Raw genomic sequence first — 20,664 nt, 5'->3', positions numbered from 1 at the left:
ATGAAGCATCAATATGGTTTCCTATGGGGGCGGCGCCAACAGCACCGCCCTTTTGATTGGGCTGCACCAGCACCGTATCCCGGTGGACCTGATCCTCTTTGCGGATACGGGGGCAGAGCATCCCCATACCTACGCCTATCTGGAGGTGATGGATTCTTGGCTGAAGGACCACGGGATGCCTCCCATTACCAGAGTGTATAAGACCACCCGTGACGGGAAACGGCTGACGCTGGAGGATGAATGTCTGCAAAGTTGCAGCCTACCATCCATCGCCTACGGCTTCAAGCGGTGTTCCCTGAAACACAAGATCGGGCCGCAGGAAAAGTTCTGCAATCATTACCCACCGTGTCAAAAGGCTTGGGCGGCGGGCAAACGGGTGGTCAAGTTCATCGGCTACGACGCAGGCGAGGGCTACCGCAGCGACAAGGTGCTGCTGGGGGACCTGGCCGACCGAAAATACAGCAAGTGGTATCCCCTGATGGAATGGGGATGGACGCGGGACGATTGCATCCGGCAGATCGAGGCAGCAGGGCTGCCCCAGCCGGGAAAATCGTCCTGTTTTTTCTGCCCCAGCATGAAACCCGACGAGATCACCGCCCTGCGGGAGCAGCATCCCGATTTGTTCCGCCGCGCCCTGGCGCTGGAGGACAACGCCCGGAAAAACCTGAAAACGGTCAAGGGCCTGGGGCGGAACTATTCCTGGAGAGAACGATTTGGAAAGGAGCTTTGCACACATGGCAACGGTTGAGAAGATTCGCAAGGACATCGAAAAGACGAAGGAGAAGATCTCCGCCCAGCAGAAGCGCCTTCGGGAACTGGAGGCGCAGCTCACCGAGGAAGAAAACCTGGAGATTGTCCGCATGGTCAAGGCGGTGCGGATGGACAACAAGGAGCTGACCGCCTTCCTGAAGGCCTACGCTAGCGGCCTGATCACCCTGCCCGATGGGATGATGGAAGCGGAGGCAGCGGCGGACCCCGACGACGCGGATGTGGAAGGAATGGAGGATGGCGAAGATGAAGCGTAACAGAGTTTTTCGCCTTCTGGCGGCCCTGACGGTGGTGATCCTGTGTATGACCGCCTTCTCTGTCACCGCCTTTGCGGGCGGTGGGGATGGCGACTACTACACCGGGGAGCCCGCTGAGGCGACCCCCGACCCCACCGAGGAACCCGCCACCGGGGGCATGGAGCCGGAGGGCCAGCCCCTGACCCCGGAGGGCAACGCCACGCTGGTGGACGACTATTACGGCGACAAGCAGCTTATCACCGTGACCACGAAAGCGGGCAACTATTTTTACATCCTGATCGACCGGGCCAACGAGGACAAGGAGACCGCCGTTCACTTCTTGAACCAGGTGGATGAAGCCGACTTGATGGCGTTGATGGAAGATGGACAGACGGAGGAAAAGCCCGCTGCTTGTACCTGCGCCGAGAAGTGCCAGGCCGGTGCGGTGAATACCGCCTGTCCGGTCTGTGTGGTGAATATGAGCGAGTGCGCCGGGAAAGCGCCGGAGGTGGAGCCGGAGCCCGAACCGGAGCCGGAGAAAGAGTCCGGCAGCGGCGGCGCCTTGGTGCTGATCCTGCTGCTGGCGGCCCTGGGCGGCGGAGGAGCCTTCGCCTACATCAAGTTCATCAAGCCCAAACAGGGCGCAAAGGTCAGCGCCGACCCGGACGACTATGAGTTCGAGGACGAGGAATACGAAAACGAGGACGTTCCTGAACAGGAAGAACAGGAGGACCAGAATTGAGCAAATTGGTGATCTGTGAAAAACCAAGTGTAGCAAAGAGTATCGCGTCGGCCCTGGGTGTCACATCCAGGGCCGACGGCTATTTTGAGGGCGGCGGCTGGCTCATTTCCTGGTGCATCGGGCATCTGGTGGGACTGGCGGATGCGGCTGCCTACGATGACCGCTACAAGAAGTGGCGGTATGAGGACCTTCCCATCCTGCCTAACCCCTTCCGCTATGTGGTGTCCGAGGAAAAGGCTGCCCAGTTCTACATTCTCCGTTCCCTGATGGAGCGCCCCGATGTGACGGAGCTGGTCAATGCCTGCGATGCGGGGCGTGAGGGCGAGCTGATCTTCCGGCTGGTCTATGAGGCCGCCGGATGCACAAAACCCTTCTCCCGCCTCTGGATTTCTTCGATGGAGGACGCGGCGATCCGGGAGGGCTTTGCCGATCTGCGCCCTGGTAGGGATTATGATCCTCTATATCAGTCGGCGCTTTGCCGCCAAAAGGCGGACTGGCTCATCGGCATCAACGCAAGCCGCCTGTTCTCCGTCCTCTACCACCGCACTTTGAATGTGGGGCGGGTGCAGACGCCCACCCTGGCGATGCTGGCCGACCGGGACAGCAAGATTGTCCTGTTCCGCAAGGAGAAATACCACCATGTGCGGCTGGCGCTGGAGGGAGCCGAGGCGGTTTCTGAAAAAATCCCGGCTATGGAGGACGCCCAGGCCGTCCGGGACGCCTGTGACGGGCAGCGGGCCGTGTGTGTATCCCTGGTGCGGGAAAAAAAGACAGAGAAGCCGCCCAAGCTGTATGACCTGACCACCTTGCAGCGGGAGGCAAACCGGGTGTTCGGCTACACGGCCAAGCAAACCCTGGACTATGCCCAGTCGCTCTATGAAAAGAAGCTGCTGACCTATCCCCGGACAGACAGCCGGTATTTGACCGGCGATATGGCGGAGACCGCTTCCGTGGTCCTGCATCTGGCGGCACGGGTGACGCCCTTCGATGCCCGCCCGGAGTTTTTCCCCGATGTTCTGGCGCTGGTGAACGACAAGGAGGTATCCGACCACCACGCCCTGATTCCCACCCTGGAGCTGGAAAAGGCGGATGTGCCTGCGCTGCCTGTGGGCGAGCGCAATATCCTTCTGCTGGTCTGCTGCAAGTTGCTGTGTGCGACGGCAGAGCCTTTTGTGTATGAGGTGGTCACGGCTACCTTTGACTGCGGTGGCCACACTTTCACGGCAAAAGGAAAGCAGGTGCTTTCCCAGGGCTGGCAAGCCATCCAGGAGGTGTTCCGTTCCTCTCTGAAGGAGAAGCCGGAGGATGAAGATACCGAGGGTGTCCTTCCCGCCTTGACCGAGGGGCAGGTCTTTGAGCCGGTCTCCGCCTCCGTCACCGAGCACTTCACTTCGCCTCCCAAACCCTACACCGAGGACACCCTTCTGTCAGCCATGGAGAACGCGGGCAAGGAAGAAATGCCGGACGAGGCAGAGCACAAGGGCCTGGGAACCCCGGCGACCAGGGCGGCCATCATCGAAAAGCTGGTGTCCGGTGGGTTCGTGGAGCGCAAGGGCAAGAGCCTGATCCCCACAAAGGCGGGTGTCAACCTGGTCACGGTGCTTCCGGAGCTGCTGACCTCTCCCAAGCTAACAGCGGATTGGGAGCAGCGGTTGAACGAGGTGGCAAAGGGCCAGGCGTTGCCGGAGGACTTCATGGACGGGATCGAGGCGATGGCGGCGGAGCTGGTGCGGAACTACTCCCACATTTCCGAGAATGGGCAAAAGCTGTTCCAACCGGAGAAGGAGACGGTGGGCCTCTGCCCCCGCTGCGGCAAGCCGGTCTATGAGGGCAAGAAGAACTTCGCCTGTTCGGACCGAGCCTGCCAGTTTGTCATGTGGAAGAATGACCGTTTTTTCGAGCAGCGTGGAAAGGCCTTTACGTCCAAGATCGCCGCCGCTTTGCTCAAAGACGGAAAGGCAAAGGTCAAGGGGCTGCGTTCCCTGCGTACCGGGAAAACCTATGACGGGACAATCGTTCTGGCCGATACCGGAGGAAAATATGTGAATTACCGCATCGAGAAATAAGTATCGTGTCGTTCTTCCTTCTCGCTCTATCCAAGAGTAACGGATTGCTGTATAATAAGGCTAACATCTTGCAGGAGGTGAATAGCCGTGAGGGATATGATTGCATACTGTGGGCTGGACTGTGAGAAGTGCGACGCTTATCTTGCAACGATCAACGACGATCAGGCATTGCGCGAGAAAACCGCAAAACTATGGTCTGAATTAAATCATGCGCCCATTCTTCCGGAGCATATCAACTGTCAAGGTTGCCGTACGGATGGGGTAAAAACGGTGTATTGTGAAAGCCTTTGCGGTATTCGCCAATGCGCCCTGCAAAAAGGCGTGACAACCTGTGGCAACTGTCCTGAATTGGAAAGTTGCCAGACGGTCGGCGCCATTCTTTCCAACGATCCCGCTGCGCTGGAGAACCTGAAGGGATAGACTACATACCACAACAAAATAGCAGCCGCCGGTGGCGGCACCAAGCAGGAAACCTTTCCGGGTTTCCTGCTTTTCTTTTACCTATTTTCAGAAAGGATGATGTCTTTGAGCAAAACCGAACCCAATTTCATGGAGCATTTGAAACCGCTGCTCCCCGCAGTCGGTGACGCAAGCGAGCTGGAGGCGGTGGCCCAGGCGCTTGCCGGACTTTCCCCGGAGGACTGTGACCTCTTGGACGCTGTCCAGGAGTCGCCCTACCGCCTGACCACCCTGGAACAGTTCCGGGAGTTCCCTGCCAACACCGAGTATTTTGTCCTGGAGCCCAACATCCGTAAGGTGGAGGATGTGGGCTGGCGCTATCTGGCGCAGCATTTGGATGTCCTTCTGCCCCCGGAGCTGCTGGACGCCATTGATCCCGTTCCCTTCGGCAATCACGCCATGCGGGAGGAACAGGGCTGTTTTACGAGCCGAGGCTATCTCACCCTTTCCGGCGACGAGTGGGAGCATGAGCGCCCCAGGGAGAAGCAGACGGAGAAAAAACCCTCCATCAAGGAGCGGCTGGAGCAGAGCCGGAAGGAATGTGCCAACCAGAGCAAGGCGCAGCCCCATCGGGAAAAGCCTGCGCCGGAGCGATAAGGAGGTGTCGCTATGCCCCATTATGACTATGACAAAGATTATCCCTTTGCCGCTTTCATCACCAACCTGGGTAAGTACAACGAGGGCGCCCTTGTGGGCGAATGGGTGAAGTTCCCCACCACGGCGGAGGAACTGAAAAAAGTCTTTGAGCGCATCGGGATTGGGTCGAAGGACGAATTTGGGCAGACCTATGAGGAATGGTTCATCACGGACTACGACTGCTATGTGGACGGCCTCTATGACCTGCTGGGCGAGTATGCCAACCTGGATGAACTGAACTACCTGGCCTCCAAACTGGATGATATGAGCCAGGATGAATATGAGAGGTTCCAGGCTGCTATGGAAATCGGCGACCACACGGGCAGCATCCAGGAACTTATCAACCTGACGGAGAACCTGGACTGCTACGATATTTACCCCGACATCCACGACCACGACGATCTGGGCCGGTATTACATCGAGGAACTGGACGCCATGCAGGTGCCGGAGCATCTGCGCAATTACATCGACTATGAGGCCTACGGGCGGGACATCGCTCTGGAGGAAAGCGGCCAGTTCACCGACCTGGGCTATGTGCGGGATACCGGGGACAGCTTCCATGAGTATTACGATGGCGAGCGCGGCAGCATCCCGGAGGAATACCGGGTGATGACCTTCCAGGACGACATCCCCGAAGAAGAAATTTCGGAATGGGCCATGGACCTTGCCTACGATATGGACGAGTTTTTCCGGCAGCACGACCCGCAGTATGCCGCCGAGCACCCGGAGGAACACGCGGCGAAGGAAGAAATCTACGAAAATCTGATGGCCGGGCGTATCTCTGCCCTGGACGAGAAGCTGGCCGCTCTGGGGCAGACCCAGGAGGACTATCTTCCTTCGGAGATCGAGAAATTCAAGGACGCCACCGGCTATGAGGAATTTCTGGATGTAGACCCCCAGGCGATCCGGGAGGCCATCGAAAACCCGGATCAGTCCCATGTGGATCAGATGCTGTCCTTTGCGGAACAGGCAAACCGGGAGTATGAAGCGGAGTTGTACGGGCAGCAAGCGGCGCCCACCCCGGATGACCGAGAGACCGGCGAGACGGTGCGAACCCCCAGGGGCACCTTCCATGTGACGGATATGAGCCGGGAACAGATGGAGGCGGCCGGATACGGTTTCCACCACGAGTCCGAGGACGGGAAGTATCTCATCATGGCCAACGGCAGCCGCGCCTTTGCCATCCCCAACGGAGACGCCCCCGAACATACCGCGCCGGAGAAGCTGACTGTTCTGGTGGTGGAGCCCATGAAGGAACCCTATGTGAAGGAGATCGACCCCGGCCTCCATGCGCTGCAAGCGGAGGTGGGCGGCGACATTGCCGCCTCCTATCCCTTTGACGATCCGGTGGGGCTGGTGCTGAACGATGAAGGTAAGCTCATCGGTCTGGACCTGAACCGTTCCCTCCGGGACGAGCATGGTGAGATTTACGACATTGTGGCAGGCACCTTCCTGGTGGTGGGCCTGGGGCCGGAGAGCTTCGCATCCCTGCCCCCGGACATGATCCAGAAGTACACCGAGCAATTCAAGTGGCCGGAGCTGTTCGCCAGCATCAACGGGCAGATCGTATCTGTCCCCGTGGAGCCGGAAAACCCGCTGCGCACGGCGGAAATGACCCTGGAGGATGACTACGGCATGATCGACGGGATCATCAACAACGGCCGCCGTGGTGAGGAATTGGAGAAAGCCCAGACCGAGGCGCGCAGGACCACGCCGGAGAAAAAGCCTTCCATCCGGGAGCGGCTGGAGGACGCGAAACGGGAGTGCGCGGAACGGAAAGGCCCGGACAAGCCTGCCCCGCAGAAGAAGCCCCCGGAGCTGGGCGACTTATGAGCCGGAGCAAGAAATGGCGTCTGGAATGGGCGTTCTTCCTGGGCGAGAACGGCAGACGCCAGTATAATAAGCTCTGCAAGGGCTGTGTCCATCCCTGCAAGCAGAGTTTCCGGGCGGTGGTGGTGTCCTGCCCGCACTATCTTTCCCGCCGTTCCCAAAAGTGCAGGAATTAGGGTTCAAAACGGGTCAAGAAACCGCCTGTGTCGGCTTTTCCGTGTAGGGGCAGTATGATTTTTCCGTGTGAGGCGGCAGGGCGTTTCTACATAGGAAAAGTACCGGATTTTTACCTTTTGTAAACAAGAAAAGAGCGCCGTCATCGGATATTTGTCCGGTGGCGGCGCTCCTTTCTTTTTATAGACAAAGATAGGACTTTATAAAGCCCAAATCCGTCGTTATGACACTAGTTTTTCATACAATTTCGAGAACTTATTTGCAAGTTTATTATGAAACCATCCAAGTTCTAAAACATTAATAGAACGACGCTCATCAATTAGATTCTGTAATTTTTCTATTCCTTCTTTTGTGGGGTGAACCTCAATTGTCTGCTGTGATCCATCAATTTGACGAGAAATGCAAAGGTATCGCCAATTCTCGATAATGCGTTCACAAATCTTAATGAGAATTCCGGCAGAACAGAGTAGGATGTTTAGTATATTGTTGCTAAGTAAAAGGGCAATAAAAATGCCCCCTACAACAAACAGCACAACAACCGTTGCAATGGTCCGTATCATAACCATTTTTGAATTCCACCAGGTATTCTGCCGTTGGCATTCAAATTGGGCATCTAATCCATCATAAAACTCTGAAAATGTATACCAGTTTCGAACACCGGGAGGTGAATCACTTCCTGTGTTGGACATTTGGATGGCAGCATTGATAGGGGATTTCAAATATATTTTTTCGGTTTGCTCTCGTATCTTACGAAGTTCAGTTTCCGAAAACTGATTTAGCTGTATATCGAGTACATAGGAATCAAAGTATTTGCGAAGGGTAGATGCCAGGTTCACTTTTTGAGATGTTATGATAGAAAATAGAAAAGCAAAGATATCAGCTATACAGGGTATTCCGTTTATAATGTACATGGGCCAACTGCTAGGAAGAAAAACGGAAAATGCAGATACTATACATGCGATCCAAGCGAAATGGTGGAATTTTTCTGCGGAATTAAAACTCACACGAGCAGCATATTGAATTTTTAATAAGGCTTCATCGTTTTGCCGCTCTTGTATTATGTTGCTGTTCATTGTATTTTTGAACCGCCTCCTGTAACAAGAAAAAGTCCTTTCTCACAATGCTTTTAAGCCGATTATCCGTGTAAAATTTCATAATATATGGACCGTGACAGGAACGAAGCTTTTGGCCTGATCCACACGGACATAATGCGTGGCCCCGGTATTTGCCGTTTGATATAGACGCCATTATTTTAATTGTTTTGGCACCATCCGCTTCATTGAAGAAATCTGAATAAGTTTGAATGATGCCATCCCAACCATGTCCGCGCTCACCAAATGGAAACTCTCCATAGCGTTGATAAAACTCATATGAGAAAAAATATGTCTCAACATACTCTGACATCCATGTTTCCAAAGAAAATCCATCAATAAAACGTATCCTGATATTGGTATCAGTTTCTAGGCAAAGTTTACCTTCCACATATCGATGTGGATAACTACCGTCGATTTGATTTCCAACATCTAAAACATACGGGAGTTCATCTGAATCTAGTGGAATAATGATTTCTACCCGGTATGTTTTATACAGTGTAAATCCTAGCGAACTCATGTTAATCGTAATAGAACCCATTAGGGAAATTTTTTCTTCGCTCATTGAGTTAACATAAAGACCGTTATATCGGTGCAGCAGGTTTGCAACCTGCTGCACCGCCACTTCTTTGGAGAAAATCATAGGCTTCGATAGGGTTTTGCCGCAGTTTTGGGTACAACCAAGCGGGGAGGAGTTTCTCCACAGTATTTCTTGCCCAAAACATTGGAGACCGTGGTTTCCCCAAATCCACTCTCAAGCAATGCTCTGAACTGTCGGTCATCGTCTAATTGTAGACCATCAATCAGGTCTGTCTTAGCAGCACTTACCCAACGGAAAAAGCACTCTGGAATTTTGCTATTAGAGTTCCATTTATCAGCCAGATTATCTTCGGGGTTCGCAGGATTGGATATGTACCACTTCCCATCCTGACGAGAAAAAACGGTGCGTTCTCCATACTTTTGAGCAAACTCTTTAAACGTAAGCTTCTGCTGCAGAGAATAAATACTAAATTCATTAAGAACAAATTCCAGCAACTCAAAGACAGAACATTCCGGGGTATATTTTGATGAAATCTGGGCTACAACAGCATTGAGTATTGCGGAAATTGGTTTGATATCATCACCGTCCTCAAAGTGAGCATAATAAACGTCTCTATGGTGCTTCAAAATCTGAATGACACGCTGAAGGGCAGAACGCTCCAACTCATGTGGGATCTCCTCAACAGAGGCAAAGAGTGCTGTATTTTGCTCAAAGAGATTCTGCCGATAGGCTGTCCTAGAGAAGCTGAGAAATGGCTCATTGATTTGGTCGAACCAGGCTTTGAAGCCCTTTGGATTATTAGTCAACCAAGAGTAATTTCTTTCTCCGTTGTGCTTTGGAACAGCAATTGCTGTTCCAATCAATTGGGGGACTAGACTTTTTTGGGTAAGGCGGCTTTTATTTTCGGATGCTTCATCAGTGGCGGGAACAATGTCAATTGTAAATCCGACTCCATTGATGTCAGCATACTCAATGGTAAAGCACTCCTTATATACTTCAAGCTTTCCACCGTAGACCTTGCTGGAAGTTAGCGCTTCCTCAATTCTGTTGCGCAACTCACTGGGAGTATGGTCATTGCGATTGCCTTTAACTTGGCAAATAAAATCCAAGTCATAGCTAGCAGCAGGATCTTTGGCATTTGGCCGCACTACAGTTCCAAAGGCGAAAGAACCTTGCGGATACATATCAGCTTCAATTCCACAATCTGCAAGAAACTTTGTAATCGCCTTGTATTTTTCATCGGCATTCCTGAACATTGTCGGCGAAATGTCAAGGCTGGCGATGATTGATAGGATATCGTTCTGACGGGCGGAAATATTCTTCACAGGAATACCTCTCTTTCTAATTTGGCATTAGCACTCATCTCTACAGAGTGCTTACTATGCCATACACTTTAACATACGCCAGCCGAAAAGTCAATGATTTATCGAAAAATTCGTTTTAACTAAATAGTAGATGCGAAGAATAGGGCAATTTTATGTTTACAGAATTGACAAAATCGTTTTTTCATTGTAAACTAAATTAGCCCTTTTGAATAGGAGAAGTTACCATGTTAATTCAATTTTCTGTTTCTAACTTTTTGTCCTTTGACAAAAAAGAAACTTTTTCAATGGCAGCTGGAAAGGCACGAAAATATTCTGATCGCATTTTCCATGATAAAAAAATTAAACTCACCAAATGTGAAGTGATTTTTGGAGCCAATGCCTCCGGAAAATCAAACCTAATATCTGCATTTCAGTTTATGCAACATATGATTCTGACCGGGCTTCCACGAGGCTTTTCAAATAAATACTACAGGTTAGACCCGGAAATGAAAAACACCCCAACTGAATTTGAAATAGAAATACTTTGTAATAAAAAAATCTTTTCATATGGTTTTTCTATTCTTTTATCAACGGGAAGTGTTTTGAAGGAATATCTGCATGAAAAGAATAGCGGAGATTCACAAAAGATATTGTATGAAAGAGATACTGTTGCAGAAACGTTTTTTGTTGGACAATACTTTAAGCAAGCAGATTCAATTGCAAAGCTAAACAATTACGGAGAAGATAGTGTTACTGATAGCGAGACACTTTTTCTATCAATAATTAATAAAAACAAAGGAAAAATGTTTGCAGACCTACCAGAACTAAAGATTCTTCGTGATATTTTTGAATGGTTTGCAATTAAACTAAATATTAGTTTTCCCGATAGTATTCTGACTGGATATCCATATTTTACAGATTCCAATCTTGAAGAAATAGCAGAACTATTAAATGCTCTGGGAACTGGAATTAGTGAACTAAAAGTAGTTGAGGTTCCTATAGAAGTAATTAAAAGTAAAATTCCAGATGAACTATATACCAAAATTACTTCCGATTTAGAAAAGGCAAACACTCGCAATAATTCTGATGAAGATGATTCTCCTAAAATCATGGTTCGTTCTTACAAAGAATTCTATACCTTCGAAATCGATCGCGAAAACAATATCAAAATTACAACAATAGAATTTAGCCATGAAAGAAAAAACATTTACTTTGACTTGAACGAGGAATCAGATGGAACAGCTAGACTTTTAGATTTGATTGAAATTCTTTTTAAAATTTCCAACAACCGTATTTTTATAATTGACGAGATTGATCGCTGTTTGCATCCAGCAATGACTGTGAAAATAATAGAACTATTCCTAAAAATGGCCCAAACAAGAAATACTCAATTAATTATTACATCGCATGAGTCGCGGCTCCTGGCGGCAGATTTCTTGCGTAATGATGAAATATGCTTTGTTAGTAAAGATAATAATGGGGCTTCCATTATTAATCCACTCGAGAAGTACCAACTCAGAGCAGACAAAAAAGTGTATGCTGCATTATTTGATGGGACATTAGATGCAATTCCCGCTTTTAACGAGTACAAACTTAAGTCTATAATTGGCAAATGAAAAGGTGGGATGGGACATTGTACCATCCCACCTTTTTCCCGGAATCAAATCTTCAAATACTATCGTGGTTATAATTATTTTATTCATATACTATGAGCCCGTTCTTTGCTTAGTTCTTTATAAGGTAATCGAATTAACTTGCCTATATTCTTTCTTAGTATGTCGCATTCCTTTTCCTCCCGCTGTATCTTTCGAAGTTCCGCTTGCAAGGTGGTCTTGCGGGCGGTGAGCCTGTCCAGTTCTGCTTCCATCTTCTCGGTGGAAGGAAGTTTGGTTAGCCCGGCCTTCTTGATCTCCCTGGCCGCCGTCTCGAACAAGATGATCTCACTCTCAAACCCACGCAGGAATTTTTCCTTGTCCTTTGATGCTTTGTATCGGTCATAGACAGGTTTCAGCTTGCGGTAGGTGTCGATCTGCTTTCCCAGGAGGGCAAGGTCGGCAATCCGTTGTTCCGTATCCCGCAGGCCCTCCCTGGTGCGGATGGAGGCGGCAGCAACGGCGTCGCACCGTTCCACCAATTTCTCATAACTGCCGATGCCATGTTCGGTGAGAAAGTTCATGGTAGCAGCCGCTCGTTTCAGATTCTCAATGGTCGCCCACCGCTGGTATCCGGCGCTCTGCTGGGCCTTGATATTGTTCTGAATGTCAATGAGCAGGCTGACCTTCCCTCTGCGCTGCCGGGGCTGTCTGGAGGGACGGGGGCCTCCGGCAATGCGGGAGGCAACGGCTTCTTCCGTGTAGTCGGCGCCCAGGGTTTTGAGCCGGGTAAACCTCTCCTGAGCCGGTGCTCTGGCGGAGATATACTTTCCCCGCTTGATTTCGTATCCTTCTTGCTGCAACCGGGCAAGCAAATCTTCCAAACTGGAGGACACAGGGATCAGTCGGTCGATGGCGGCTTTCAGTTTTGCCTTGTAGCTGATGCCGTTTTGTGCGGCCTGATGCTCAATGTAGCTCTTGCCCTTGTCCCGGCCGGGGACGATGACGGACAGGCCGTGTTCTCTGCACAGCCGGTCGCTGGTCAGGCGTATCTCGTGATAGCTGCGCTTGTTGGAATGGTAATGCTTATGGTCGGTGAAGCTGACCGCATTGAAAATCAGATGGTTGTGAATATGCCCCTTATCAATATGGGTGGTAAGTACAAACTCGTACTTGCCACCCAATATTTCTTTTGCCAGCTGCATTCCGATCTCATGGGCTTCCTCGGCGGAGACCTCCCCAGGTTCAAAGGCTTGGATCAGGTGGCGACCCAGATGCGTGCCCTTATCGATGGAATGGCGGCGTGTCCATTCAAATTCAATATCGGCGGTTTCGGCGGCACAGCCAAAGGAGGACACCAGCAGTTTTCCATCTGTCTTATCGGGATTGCAGATATAGTCAATGGCCGCTTTCAGCGTTGACTTAATAGGATGCGTCTTTGTAACTGCCATATTTGATCCAGCCTTTCCCGGATTTCCTCCATGTCGGCCTGATAGGTGGGGCCTCCGGCATTGACTCGCTTGGCGACCTGATTGATGTTCCGGCCAATGGCGGACAGGAGCTTGTTCATCTCCTTGATGTCCCTGGTGTCCACATAGATGATGTACCCGTCAATCGCCATCTTCCGCAGGTAGGCACCGATCCGCTTTGTCTGGAGCTGGGCCATCTTCTGCTCGATTAGGGTGCGCTCTTCCGCTGTTACCGGGCAGCGCAGGATGATGGGGCGTTTTCGATTTACCATAGGGCGACACCTTCCTTTCTGCATAAGGGTTTGGGAGTATCCCAACAAGCAATTTTGTGTTTAGGGGAAAGGGGTTCCCTAAAGCAAAAATTCGCAAGTGTGGCTACACTTGCTGTGCTTGCTCTACGCTATTTCCCCCGTAAATACAATGCCGGAAACACCTTCATCTGCCCGCAAAATCCCGGATTTTTCAAAAAGAAAAGGGCGACAGAGCCGCCCTGGAAAACGAAAACAGAGGGTGCTCACACACCCTCCGTTTCATCTGCTGAATTTTCAATTTTCAACGCCCCGTCAAGCGCACCCTCGATGATGGTCAAATACTGCTCCGGACAGAGTTTCAGTTTATGGCTGATACGCTGCCGCTGTGCGCTTTCCTCCCGCATAATCTCTGGATTGAAGTACTGTTCTACAGGAAGTCCACACACTTTGATAAGCTGTATGATAACCGGCAAACTGGGGATCGTACCCTCGTTCTCGATATTTGCGAGATACCGGGAGTCGATGTTGACAATCTCCGCCAATGTCTTGCGCGACAGATGCTTTGCGCTCCGTGCGGCTTTTACATCGGCACCGAAAGTTTCAAAACCGGGGCAATCTTCAATATTCGCCATATAACATCACCCACTTACATTGTATATTTCATACTTTGCTCGTGGAATGTTGCTATATGCGCTCTAACTACATTTTATGATTCATAATTGTCTGATACATCTCATGTTCCAGACACCAAGTAGGTTTTAGTAGTCACTGTGATACTGCCCGGATCAAACTTTCAGTACCCGCAATTTCTGCTTCAACAATAAATTTAGCTCGTTCAATATTAGCCTCTGCAATGGAAGGAATGTCACCTTTTATAGTTGCTATCTGCAGATCAATTCCTTTAAGATAATTATTTAATAGCATCAAACGCTGTGAAAGTAGACTTTGTGGATCATCTAATGCATCGATAAAAAATGCGGCAATTGAAAAAATATTAGTGTCATAGTCGAAAGACAAAATGGATTGCCTCAATGTTTTTAAAAATTCTTGTTTTCCTTTATCAGTAAGTGAATAGACCGTCTTATCGGGCATATTTCCGCCCTTTTCAATGTTGCCACAAATATATTCTTTTTTCTCTAAAACCTTAAGTGTGGCATAGACTGTCGAGTTTGCAATGTTGTACCAGCGATGAACATTCATGATTTGTAACTGTTTAGTAATTTCATAAGGATTAAGTGGCCTTTGATTGATTAAGCCCAATAACATGGTGGCAGATTTCGAGAGCATAGTGTATACCCCTTGACATTCGTTGTAAGATGCGGTACTCTATATATATAGTACTATAATATTGTATTATTACTATACCATAAATAAAATCAAAACACAAGGGGGGAGTAAAATGCCGCAACTGAACAAGGGTGGAAAATATGTATTCGGACTCTCGGCTATCAGCAATAGAAACGAGATCCTTTTTCCTGCCGAGACCCTTTTGCAATATCCTGTTCAACAAGAAGGACGCATTATTATTTTCACGGGGAGCAAAATCACGGGCGGATTTTGTGTTACCAGCAAACAATTACTTGAGCAATCAAAACTGAAGCATATATTAGCTGATTGTCCCGCATTGTCGCAGTACACGCTTGATGAAGGAGAATTCGTTCGCTATAAAGGACGGGGCTATGCTTGGCTGTATATTTCTCAAGACGGTGTTGTGAGGTTGCCTGAAAACACGATGCGATATTTGAATCTTTCCTGTGGGGATATTCTCATGGCTATCAAAAGTAGCGACATTGCATTTACGATGGGGGCAAAAGGTCCGCTTATGGACAAAGTACATTCTTATTCTGGTCAAATAAAAGAATATCGAATTGCTGACTGCGGAGAATAGGAATATGAGTCATATTGAGTGGATATTATGTCCTGTCTGCGGTAGTAAAACGCGATTAAAGATCCGCCATGATACAGTCCTGGAAAACTTCCCGCTGTATTGCCCCAAGTGCAAACATGAAACCTTGATTGCGGTAAGACAACTGAATCTATCCATCATCCAAGAGCCAGACGCTAAGACGCAGAGCCGATAATCCTGAGGTAAAACCTCTAAGGTTATCGGCTCTGTCTTTATATTCTCTATGATCTGCCCGGCGGCAGAAAAGAAAAAAACCGCCGCGGGGCAGATGGTTTTCTGCGCGCAAAAGTACTTTCTTCACGGCGGTTCGATTCGAGCCGCCGTTTCCTTTTGCCCTGACAGTTTCCACGGCGGCATAGAAGGAGGATGCCGCCATGCTGCGCCGGATGCTCTCTCCGCCTGATCTGACAAGGGCCAGCCGCTCAAAAAAAGCCCGTTCCATTCGTCGGACGGGTTCGACCATGAGTATGAACTATACCATGTAAATAAACTTCATATCATATGCCGCTGCGCCCGGTGGGTCTGTGACCTACCGGGCGCTTTTTGTCGTTTCCTGCGGTCGGGATGGCTGGCCGTTGCTTTTCTCAAATTTTCTTTAAAAAGGAGGCGTTTAGCGGGCAGAACACGCTCTCGCAGGATTGGTAGTAGCGGAAAGGGAGAGAACCACCTGATCCCCCACGGAAAGGGGGTGAAACTGATGGAATCTAACCCCCGCGACTATGGCGAGCAATGCCGGTTCGATGCTTTTTGCAAGAAGGTATTGCGAAACGAGGCCAGAGCCTGCCTGCGGAACATGAAACGCCAGAGAGAGCGTGAAGCCCTGTTCAGCGACTTGTCCCAGGCCGAGCTGGACAAGCTCTGCGTTGTGGATCGTTACCCCAGCGACAGCATCGTGTTCTCGTCGCATGGCTGCGATCTACATATCGACAACGAGCTTGTGGCTGAGGCGTTTTCCGCTTTGCCGCAGACAGAGCAGAGCGTTTTGATTTTGCACTGCACTCTGGACCTGACAGACGGTGAGATCGGCAGTCTCGTTGGGATGTCCCGGAGCGCCGTTCAGCGGCACCGGACGAGGGCGCTGCAGGCGCTGCGCGAAGCATTGTCGGCGCTGATGCCGAAAGGAGGCTGAAGAAGATGACAGAACCCATTCACAAAGGAAAGGATCTGCCGCACGTTTGGGTGATCCACGCGGCCTCCGGCGGTGACAGCGAGGCCATGGAGCAAGTGCTGCGGTACTACGATGACTATATGAGCCGTCTGTGCACCCGCACCCTCTATGACAAGGACGGAACCCCTCATGTGTGCGTGGATACCTACATGAAGCGATGCCTGGAAATTCGACTGATCCGGGCAGTGATGCGCGCCTGATCCTTTCAGCCCTGGCAGAAGGCAATCGGCTTACCCTTTCCTCCTTTGCCGATGCCGGGGACTGACCCCACCTTGACAAAGAAAGCCTCCGGGCAGTATCAGGCAGACGGATACGATCTGTCTGCGCCGAGCCGGTCGGCCGGTGCGCCATGACCCTGTTGCAAGTCCGCAGGACGGGACCCCTACCAAACAGGAGAGCGACGAACACCAGGCCGCAAAACAGGTGTGGCAGCCTGTGGGCGAGGACGCGCAGGCAGGATAATGAGACTCCCGCGTTGAACGCCCTCAAAGCATTGCGCGGCGCACCCATCAGCATGGGCCGGGGTGAGATTCCCGTGGAGCTGTGACCGAAGGAAATACCTTCAGGTAATTGCCGGCAGCCATCCGTTTTCTGCCTCTTTTATTTTCAGATCAATCTTCTACTTTTCTGTTTACGGATAGTTCGTAAACTTTCTATTAGCAGCAGACAAACCCAAAACGGCGCGTTACAATGAGGGTGGAAGTTATGAGTGAACACCCTTTTGCGTGCCGTTTCTGACTGGAAAGGAGGCTGCTGTGTCAGAAATTCAGAACGGTACGGAGAAAAGGCCTCTGGAGTGCCGCGCCTATACGGTCAATGACATTGCCCAGATCTTAGGCGTCAGCCAGGCACGGGCATATAGACTTGTGCAGGAGGACCTTTTCAAAAGCGTACGAATTGGCAACGCCATACGGATTTCCAAGCGGTCGTTCGACCACTGGCTGGAGTCACTTGACCTGTGACACAAGAAAGGAAGGTTCGTTATGGCATCCATTATCAAAAGAAAGAAAAACTATTCCATCGTCTACACCTATGTGGACGAGAACGGCGAGACCAAGCAGAAGTGGGAGACGCGCTCCAGCTATCAGGACGCATTGAAACGCAAGGCGGAAGTGGAGAATCAGAAAACCACCCGGTCTTTTCTCCCGCCCAGCAATCAAAGTATCTCGGAGTTCCTGCTGGACTTCGTCTCCCTCTACGGCGAAAAGCGGTGGGGCGTTTCCATGTATGACAGCCAAAACTCCCTGATCGCCAACTACATCAACCCCATCATCGGGGACATGAAAGTGCAGGACATCACGCCCCGTGTGGTGGACAAGTACATCCAGACCTTGCAGAAAACCCCTGCGGTGAACACCAAGAACCACCATGCCAAAACAGAGTTCGTGACCAACGCCACTATTGACAAGATCATCAAGCTCCTCCGCTGCGCCTTCAAGCAGGCGGTCCGGTGGGAGCTGGTCCCTAAGAACCCCTTCGACAATGTGATCCTGCCCAAAGTGGAACATAAAAAGCGGGACATCTGGACTGCCGATATGATCCGCACCGCCCTGGATCAGTGTACGGACGGGAAACTCTATGTGGCAATGAATCTGGCCTTTGCCTGTTCGCTGCGCATGGGTGAGATCATGGGGCTGACCTGGAGCAATGTCCACATCTCCGACGAGGACATCGCCGCTGACAATGCCTATGTCTACATCGACAAGGAGCTGACGCGGGCCTCCAAGCGGGCCATTGAGATGTTGGGGCAAAAAGACATCTATCATGTGTTCACGCCGCTATTTCCAAACACCAGCACCAGGATCATCTTGAAGAAGCCCAAGACCGATTCCAGTATCCGCAAGGTGTGGCTGCCCAAGACCCTGGCTTATATCCTGCGGGAATGGAAATCTGCGCAAGACGAGCTGCGGGCGCTGCTCCGTGACGAGTACCAGGACTACGACCTGGTGGTGGCGCTGGCCAATGGCCGCCCCTGTGAGGACCGTATCATCCTGAAGTCGTTTGAGAAGCTGCGGGAGAAGGCAGGGCTTCCCAAAGTGGTCTTTCATTCCCTCCGTCATTCCAGCACCACCTACAAGCTGAAACTCAACCACGGCGACCTGAAGGCCACCCAGGGTGATACGGGCCACGCCCAGATCGACATGATCACCAGCGTGTATGCCCACATTCTGGACGAGGACCGAAAGGTAAACGCCCAGAAGTTCGAGGACGCCTTCTACGCCAGCGCCAATCCCGACCTGCGGACGGTGCGCCCTCCGGCAAAGACCAGGGGGCCGAAGGAGCCGGAGAGTGTGTCGCTGGACCTGGAGGCCCTGGTGGAACAGCTCCGCAAATCGCCGGAACTGGCCAACACACTGGCCGCATTGCTGGCGTCGGCCCCATCCGGAAAATAGTTCGGAAAAATCGTGTTAGCAAATCCCCGATTTTCATTAGCAAACCCGGAAAAAATGTTCGAAGCCAATTAGCAGGAATACAGCGGAAAATGAATAAAATCGTTCCGGCAGAGCGGCAAGACTGTTCAAAAGGAATGATAACAAAAAACCGCTGTAAACCATCAAAAACGGCTTACAGCGGTTATTTTGGCACCCCCGGCGAGACTCGAACTCACTACATTCCGCTTAGGAGGCGGACCCTCTATCCTGGTGAGGTACGGGGGCATATACAGAAATTATTCAGTTATACAAGGCTCCGGGATTCGAACGGTTCGATTGTTAGGAGGCGGACGCTCTATCCTGCTGAGCTATCGGGGCAGATGAATGCCCTCCTATTTTAGCCCACGGCTGAACGTGTGTCAACGACCAAATTTCAGCCGGATATCCGGCGAAAGAGACCGATTATCCCAAAAGACTGGACGACAGGGAACAAAACCCGCTATACTGGACCTGAACCAAATGGCAGGGAGAAAGGGGGCTTGTCCATGGAAGTGGAGCTGAACATAGAGCCGGGGCGGAAGGAGCCCAAGGTGATCATTGTGGCGGGAGAGGACAGCCCTCAGCTTCAGCAGCTGGTACAGGAGCTGACCGGACTGGCCCTGGGACCCATTCAGGTCTGGGAGGGGGAGCGGACCCGGCTCCTGCCCCAGGGGGACTTTCTCCGCTTCTATACGGACGGCAAAGGCGTGGCCGCCCAGACGGCGGAGGGGGTGTACACCGTGGGCCTCCGCCTCTATGAGCTGGAGAAGCGGCTGGACCGGCGGCGGTTTGTGCGCATCTCCAATTCGGAGATTGTGAACCTGGACCAAGTGACCGCCCTGGATTTGTCTCTGGCCGGTACCATCCGCATGACCCTTACCGGTGGGATTCACGCCTATGTGTCCCGGCGGTATGTGAAGAAGATCAAGGAGACGCTGCAGCTGGAAAGGAGGCGGAAGGGATGAGCGCAGAAAAAAAGAGCGAGCGGATCCGGATGCTGGCGGGCGCCGTGCTGGGCCTGCTGGTGGGAATCATCCTGGTGCCCTACATGATGTATAGCCGGGAGTGCCCGCCCCTGGCCCTGGTAGCCTGTATGGGGTTGGGCGCTATGGCCGGTCTGGCCACCCAGCCCTTTGCGGAGAGCGGCCGGGAGCTGCTTTGGCGGTCCGGCGGCCACTTTGTCATCACCGCCGCCTTTTTTGCCCTGCTGGTGGTGGAGCTGGACATGGCCTGGGACTGGATGGGGGTGCTGTTTTGGGAGAGCCTGCTGGCCCTGCTGTATCTCCTCATCTGGCTGGGACGGTGGATTGGATGGTATGCGGAGGTGTCCCAGTTGCGGGAGCTGCTGGGACTGGACCCTGGACCCACACCTTTAAAGTGGAGAGAGACCCTGCCCTACCTGCCCTTTGTCCTTCTTTTGTGCACGGCGGCTCCCCTGGCGCTGCGGGGCATTGAGCGGGCAATGGGAACGGATATCCCTGCTCTCACGGGTATTATTTATCCCATGCTGATTCTGCCCGTGGCCAGCTTCTGCGTGGGGCTCTCCCTGGGCAAGCGGCGGGGCCTGTGCCCCCTGTTTCCAGTGGCCTGTTTTGTGTGCTATTTGCTTGTGGTGTTTGTCCTTTACAATTCCTCGGCCTTGTTTCACTGCTTCCTGACGGCGGTTCCCGCCCTGGGGGGCAATCTGCTGGGCCTTTGCTTGCGGCGTGTCCGCCCGACAGGAGGATAATATGAGTGCGGAGCTCTTTATTGCGCTGGTGTTTGTGGGACCCGGTGTAGCTGCCTTCGGACTGGAGTGCCTGATGTTCCGCCTGACCCGGCATCGCTTCTGGCCTCTTCGCCTTCTGCCGGTGGCCCTCCTTGCCCTCCCGGCCGCACGGGTGTGGGAGGCGTGGCGGTACGGAGGCCCCTTCAGGCAGCTGACCCTTCTGAGCTGGGAAATTGTGACCCTGTCCATGGTGCTGGGGCTGGTGCTGGGCAGTTTGGTTGGATTCCTCTGGGCAAAGCGGAGCTGAAATAT

Annotated in this window: 26 protein-coding genes and 1 tRNA gene; 18 read left to right on the top strand and 9 right to left on the bottom strand. The window is 51.7% G+C overall.

Features of this window, described 5'->3' with window-relative positions:
• Positions 1–7: 7 nt before the first annotated feature.
• The 8 genes from DWX58_RS12525 (at position 8) to DWX58_RS15435 (ending at position 6,913) form a co-directional block, all read left to right on the top strand.
• Positions 8–748 carry a phosphoadenosine phosphosulfate reductase gene (locus tag DWX58_RS12525; protein ID WP_118644325.1) on the top strand — a complete coding sequence of 247 codons (741 nt, stop codon included), beginning with the start codon at positions 8–10 and terminating at the stop codon, positions 746–748.
• Entirely contained in the window at positions 735–1,025 is a 291-nt protein-coding gene (locus DWX58_RS12520) for a DUF4315 family protein (RefSeq protein ID WP_059004492.1), read from the top strand. The genes DWX58_RS12525 and DWX58_RS12520 overlap by 14 nt, the downstream gene beginning before the upstream one ends.
• Positions 1,015–1,746 carry a DUF4366 domain-containing protein gene (locus DWX58_RS12515; RefSeq protein WP_118644323.1) on the top strand — a complete coding sequence of 244 codons (732 nt, stop codon included), beginning with the start codon at positions 1,015–1,017 and terminating at the stop codon, positions 1,744–1,746. Before DWX58_RS12520 ends, DWX58_RS12515 begins: the two co-directional genes overlap by 11 nt.
• A complete protein-coding gene (locus DWX58_RS12510) occupies positions 1,743–3,812 on the top strand; it encodes a DNA topoisomerase 3 (protein WP_118644321.1) in 2,070 nt (689 codons plus the stop codon). Before DWX58_RS12515 ends, DWX58_RS12510 begins: the two co-directional genes overlap by 4 nt.
• 96 nt (positions 3,813–3,908) lie before the next feature.
• Positions 3,909–4,232: a DUF3795 domain-containing protein gene (locus tag DWX58_RS12505; protein ID WP_347559177.1), complete on the top strand. Its 324-nt coding sequence runs from the start codon at positions 3,909–3,911 to the stop codon at positions 4,230–4,232.
• Between the two features lie 99 nt (positions 4,233–4,331).
• Positions 4,332–4,868: a hypothetical protein gene (locus DWX58_RS12500; RefSeq protein ID WP_199648821.1), complete on the top strand. Its 537-nt coding sequence runs from the start codon at positions 4,332–4,334 to the stop codon at positions 4,866–4,868.
• Between the two features lie 12 nt (positions 4,869–4,880).
• Complete coding sequence (locus DWX58_RS12495) at positions 4,881–6,740, top strand: antirestriction protein ArdA (RefSeq protein ID WP_118644317.1); 1,860 nt, start codon at positions 4,881–4,883, stop codon at positions 6,738–6,740.
• The gene (locus tag DWX58_RS15435; protein WP_199648819.1) at positions 6,737–6,913 is read left to right on the top strand and encodes a hypothetical protein; all 177 of its coding nucleotides are present in this window, start codon (positions 6,737–6,739) and stop codon (positions 6,911–6,913) included. Before DWX58_RS12495 ends, DWX58_RS15435 begins: the two co-directional genes overlap by 4 nt.
• A 219-nt stretch (positions 6,914–7,132) precedes the next feature.
• Here the strand turns inward: DWX58_RS15435 and DWX58_RS12490 are convergent, their stop codons facing one another.
• The 3 genes from DWX58_RS12490 to DWX58_RS12480 are packed head-to-tail and all read right to left on the bottom strand — an operon-like array spanning position 7,133 to position 9,868.
• Positions 7,133–7,984: an S-4TM family putative pore-forming effector gene (locus tag DWX58_RS12490; protein ID WP_147382274.1), complete on the bottom strand. Its 852-nt coding sequence runs from the start codon at positions 7,982–7,984 to the stop codon at positions 7,133–7,135.
• Positions 7,947–8,645, bottom strand: a complete 699-nt coding sequence (locus tag DWX58_RS12485) for an SEC-C domain-containing protein (protein WP_118644313.1) — start codon at positions 8,643–8,645, stop codon at positions 7,947–7,949. The genes DWX58_RS12490 and DWX58_RS12485 overlap by 38 nt, the downstream gene beginning before the upstream one ends.
• Entirely contained in the window at positions 8,642–9,868 is a 1,227-nt protein-coding gene (locus DWX58_RS12480) for a nucleotidyltransferase (protein WP_118644311.1), read from the bottom strand. Before DWX58_RS12480 ends, DWX58_RS12485 begins: the two co-directional genes overlap by 4 nt.
• Positions 9,869–10,092: 224 nt before the next feature.
• On the opposite strand from DWX58_RS12480, the gene DWX58_RS12475 reads away from it, so the two are divergent.
• Positions 10,093–11,463 (top strand): AAA family ATPase, encoded by a 1,371-nt coding sequence (locus DWX58_RS12475; RefSeq protein WP_118644309.1) that lies wholly within the window; start codon positions 10,093–10,095, stop codon positions 11,461–11,463.
• 83 nt (positions 11,464–11,546) lie between these two features.
• On the opposite strand, the gene DWX58_RS12470 is transcribed toward DWX58_RS12475, so the two are convergent.
• The 4 genes from DWX58_RS12470 to DWX58_RS12455 form a co-directional block, all read right to left on the bottom strand.
• Positions 11,547–12,890 (bottom strand): relaxase/mobilization nuclease domain-containing protein, encoded by a 1,344-nt coding sequence (locus DWX58_RS12470; RefSeq protein ID WP_118644307.1) that lies wholly within the window; start codon positions 12,888–12,890, stop codon positions 11,547–11,549.
• The gene (gene mobC / locus DWX58_RS12465; RefSeq protein WP_118644429.1) at positions 12,851–13,180 is read right to left on the bottom strand and encodes a plasmid mobilization relaxosome protein MobC; all 330 of its coding nucleotides are present in this window, start codon (positions 13,178–13,180) and stop codon (positions 12,851–12,853) included. The genes DWX58_RS12470 and mobC overlap by 40 nt, the downstream gene beginning before the upstream one ends.
• 242 nt (positions 13,181–13,422) lie before the next feature.
• Complete coding sequence (locus DWX58_RS12460; RefSeq protein ID WP_118644305.1) at positions 13,423–13,791, bottom strand: helix-turn-helix transcriptional regulator; 369 nt, start codon at positions 13,789–13,791, stop codon at positions 13,423–13,425.
• A gap of 133 nt (positions 13,792–13,924) precedes the next feature.
• Complete coding sequence (locus tag DWX58_RS12455; RefSeq protein ID WP_118644303.1) at positions 13,925–14,446, bottom strand: PadR family transcriptional regulator; 522 nt, start codon at positions 14,444–14,446, stop codon at positions 13,925–13,927.
• Between the two features lie 112 nt (positions 14,447–14,558).
• Here DWX58_RS12455 and DWX58_RS12450 point away from each other — a divergent pair, with 112 nt between their 5' ends.
• Positions 14,559–15,047, top strand: coding sequence for a hypothetical protein (locus DWX58_RS12450; protein ID WP_118644301.1), 489 nt, complete (start codon positions 14,559–14,561; stop codon positions 15,045–15,047).
• A 4-nt stretch (positions 15,048–15,051) separates the two neighbouring features.
• Positions 15,052–15,240, top strand: a complete 189-nt coding sequence (locus DWX58_RS12445; RefSeq protein ID WP_118644299.1) for a cysteine-rich KTR domain-containing protein — start codon at positions 15,052–15,054, stop codon at positions 15,238–15,240.
• Here DWX58_RS12445 and DWX58_RS15430 read toward each other — a convergent pair.
• On the bottom strand, positions 15,196–15,528 hold the full coding sequence (locus tag DWX58_RS15430) for a hypothetical protein (RefSeq protein WP_199648833.1): 333 nt from the start codon (positions 15,526–15,528) through the stop codon (positions 15,196–15,198). The genes DWX58_RS12445 and DWX58_RS15430 overlap by 45 nt on opposite strands.
• Before the next feature lie 234 nt (positions 15,529–15,762).
• Here DWX58_RS15430 and DWX58_RS12440 point away from each other — a divergent pair, with 234 nt between their 5' ends.
• From DWX58_RS12440 to DWX58_RS12425, 4 genes are all read left to right on the top strand, one after another.
• Positions 15,763–16,194, top strand: a complete 432-nt coding sequence (locus DWX58_RS12440) for a sigma-70 family RNA polymerase sigma factor (protein ID WP_199648817.1) — start codon at positions 15,763–15,765, stop codon at positions 16,192–16,194.
• Between the two features lie 5 nt (positions 16,195–16,199).
• Positions 16,200–16,433 (top strand): helix-turn-helix domain-containing protein, encoded by a 234-nt coding sequence (locus tag DWX58_RS12435; RefSeq protein WP_118644297.1) that lies wholly within the window; start codon positions 16,200–16,202, stop codon positions 16,431–16,433.
• 555 nt (positions 16,434–16,988) lie between these two features.
• A complete protein-coding gene (locus DWX58_RS12430; RefSeq protein ID WP_118644295.1) occupies positions 16,989–17,195 on the top strand; it encodes a helix-turn-helix domain-containing protein in 207 nt (68 codons plus the stop codon).
• 21 nt (positions 17,196–17,216) lie between these two features.
• Positions 17,217–18,626, top strand: coding sequence for a site-specific integrase (locus DWX58_RS12425; RefSeq protein ID WP_118644293.1), 1,410 nt, complete (start codon positions 17,217–17,219; stop codon positions 18,624–18,626).
• A gap of 187 nt (positions 18,627–18,813) precedes the next feature.
• Here the strand turns inward: DWX58_RS12425 and DWX58_RS12420 are convergent.
• A tRNA-Arg gene (locus DWX58_RS12420) sits at positions 18,814–18,890 on the bottom strand.
• A gap of 260 nt (positions 18,891–19,150) precedes the next feature.
• Here DWX58_RS12420 and DWX58_RS12415 point away from each other — a divergent pair.
• The 3 genes from DWX58_RS12415 to DWX58_RS12405 are packed head-to-tail and all read left to right on the top strand — an operon-like array spanning position 19,151 to position 20,659.
• Entirely contained in the window at positions 19,151–19,609 is a 459-nt protein-coding gene (locus DWX58_RS12415; protein WP_118644291.1) for a LytTR family DNA-binding domain-containing protein, read from the top strand.
• A complete protein-coding gene (locus tag DWX58_RS12410; protein ID WP_118644289.1) occupies positions 19,606–20,373 on the top strand; it encodes a DUF3021 family protein in 768 nt (255 codons plus the stop codon). Before DWX58_RS12415 ends, DWX58_RS12410 begins: the two co-directional genes overlap by 4 nt.
• 1 nt (position 20,374) lies before the next feature.
• A complete protein-coding gene (locus DWX58_RS12405) occupies positions 20,375–20,659 on the top strand; it encodes a hypothetical protein (RefSeq protein ID WP_118644287.1) in 285 nt (94 codons plus the stop codon).
• Positions 20,660–20,664: the final 5 nt, after the last annotated feature.

This window comes from Pseudoflavonifractor sp. AF19-9AC (genome assembly GCF_003478995.1).
Classification (GTDB): domain Bacteria; phylum Bacillota; class Clostridia; order Oscillospirales; family Oscillospiraceae; genus Lawsonibacter.
This window is presented reverse-complemented; position numbering and strand designations above follow the sequence as displayed.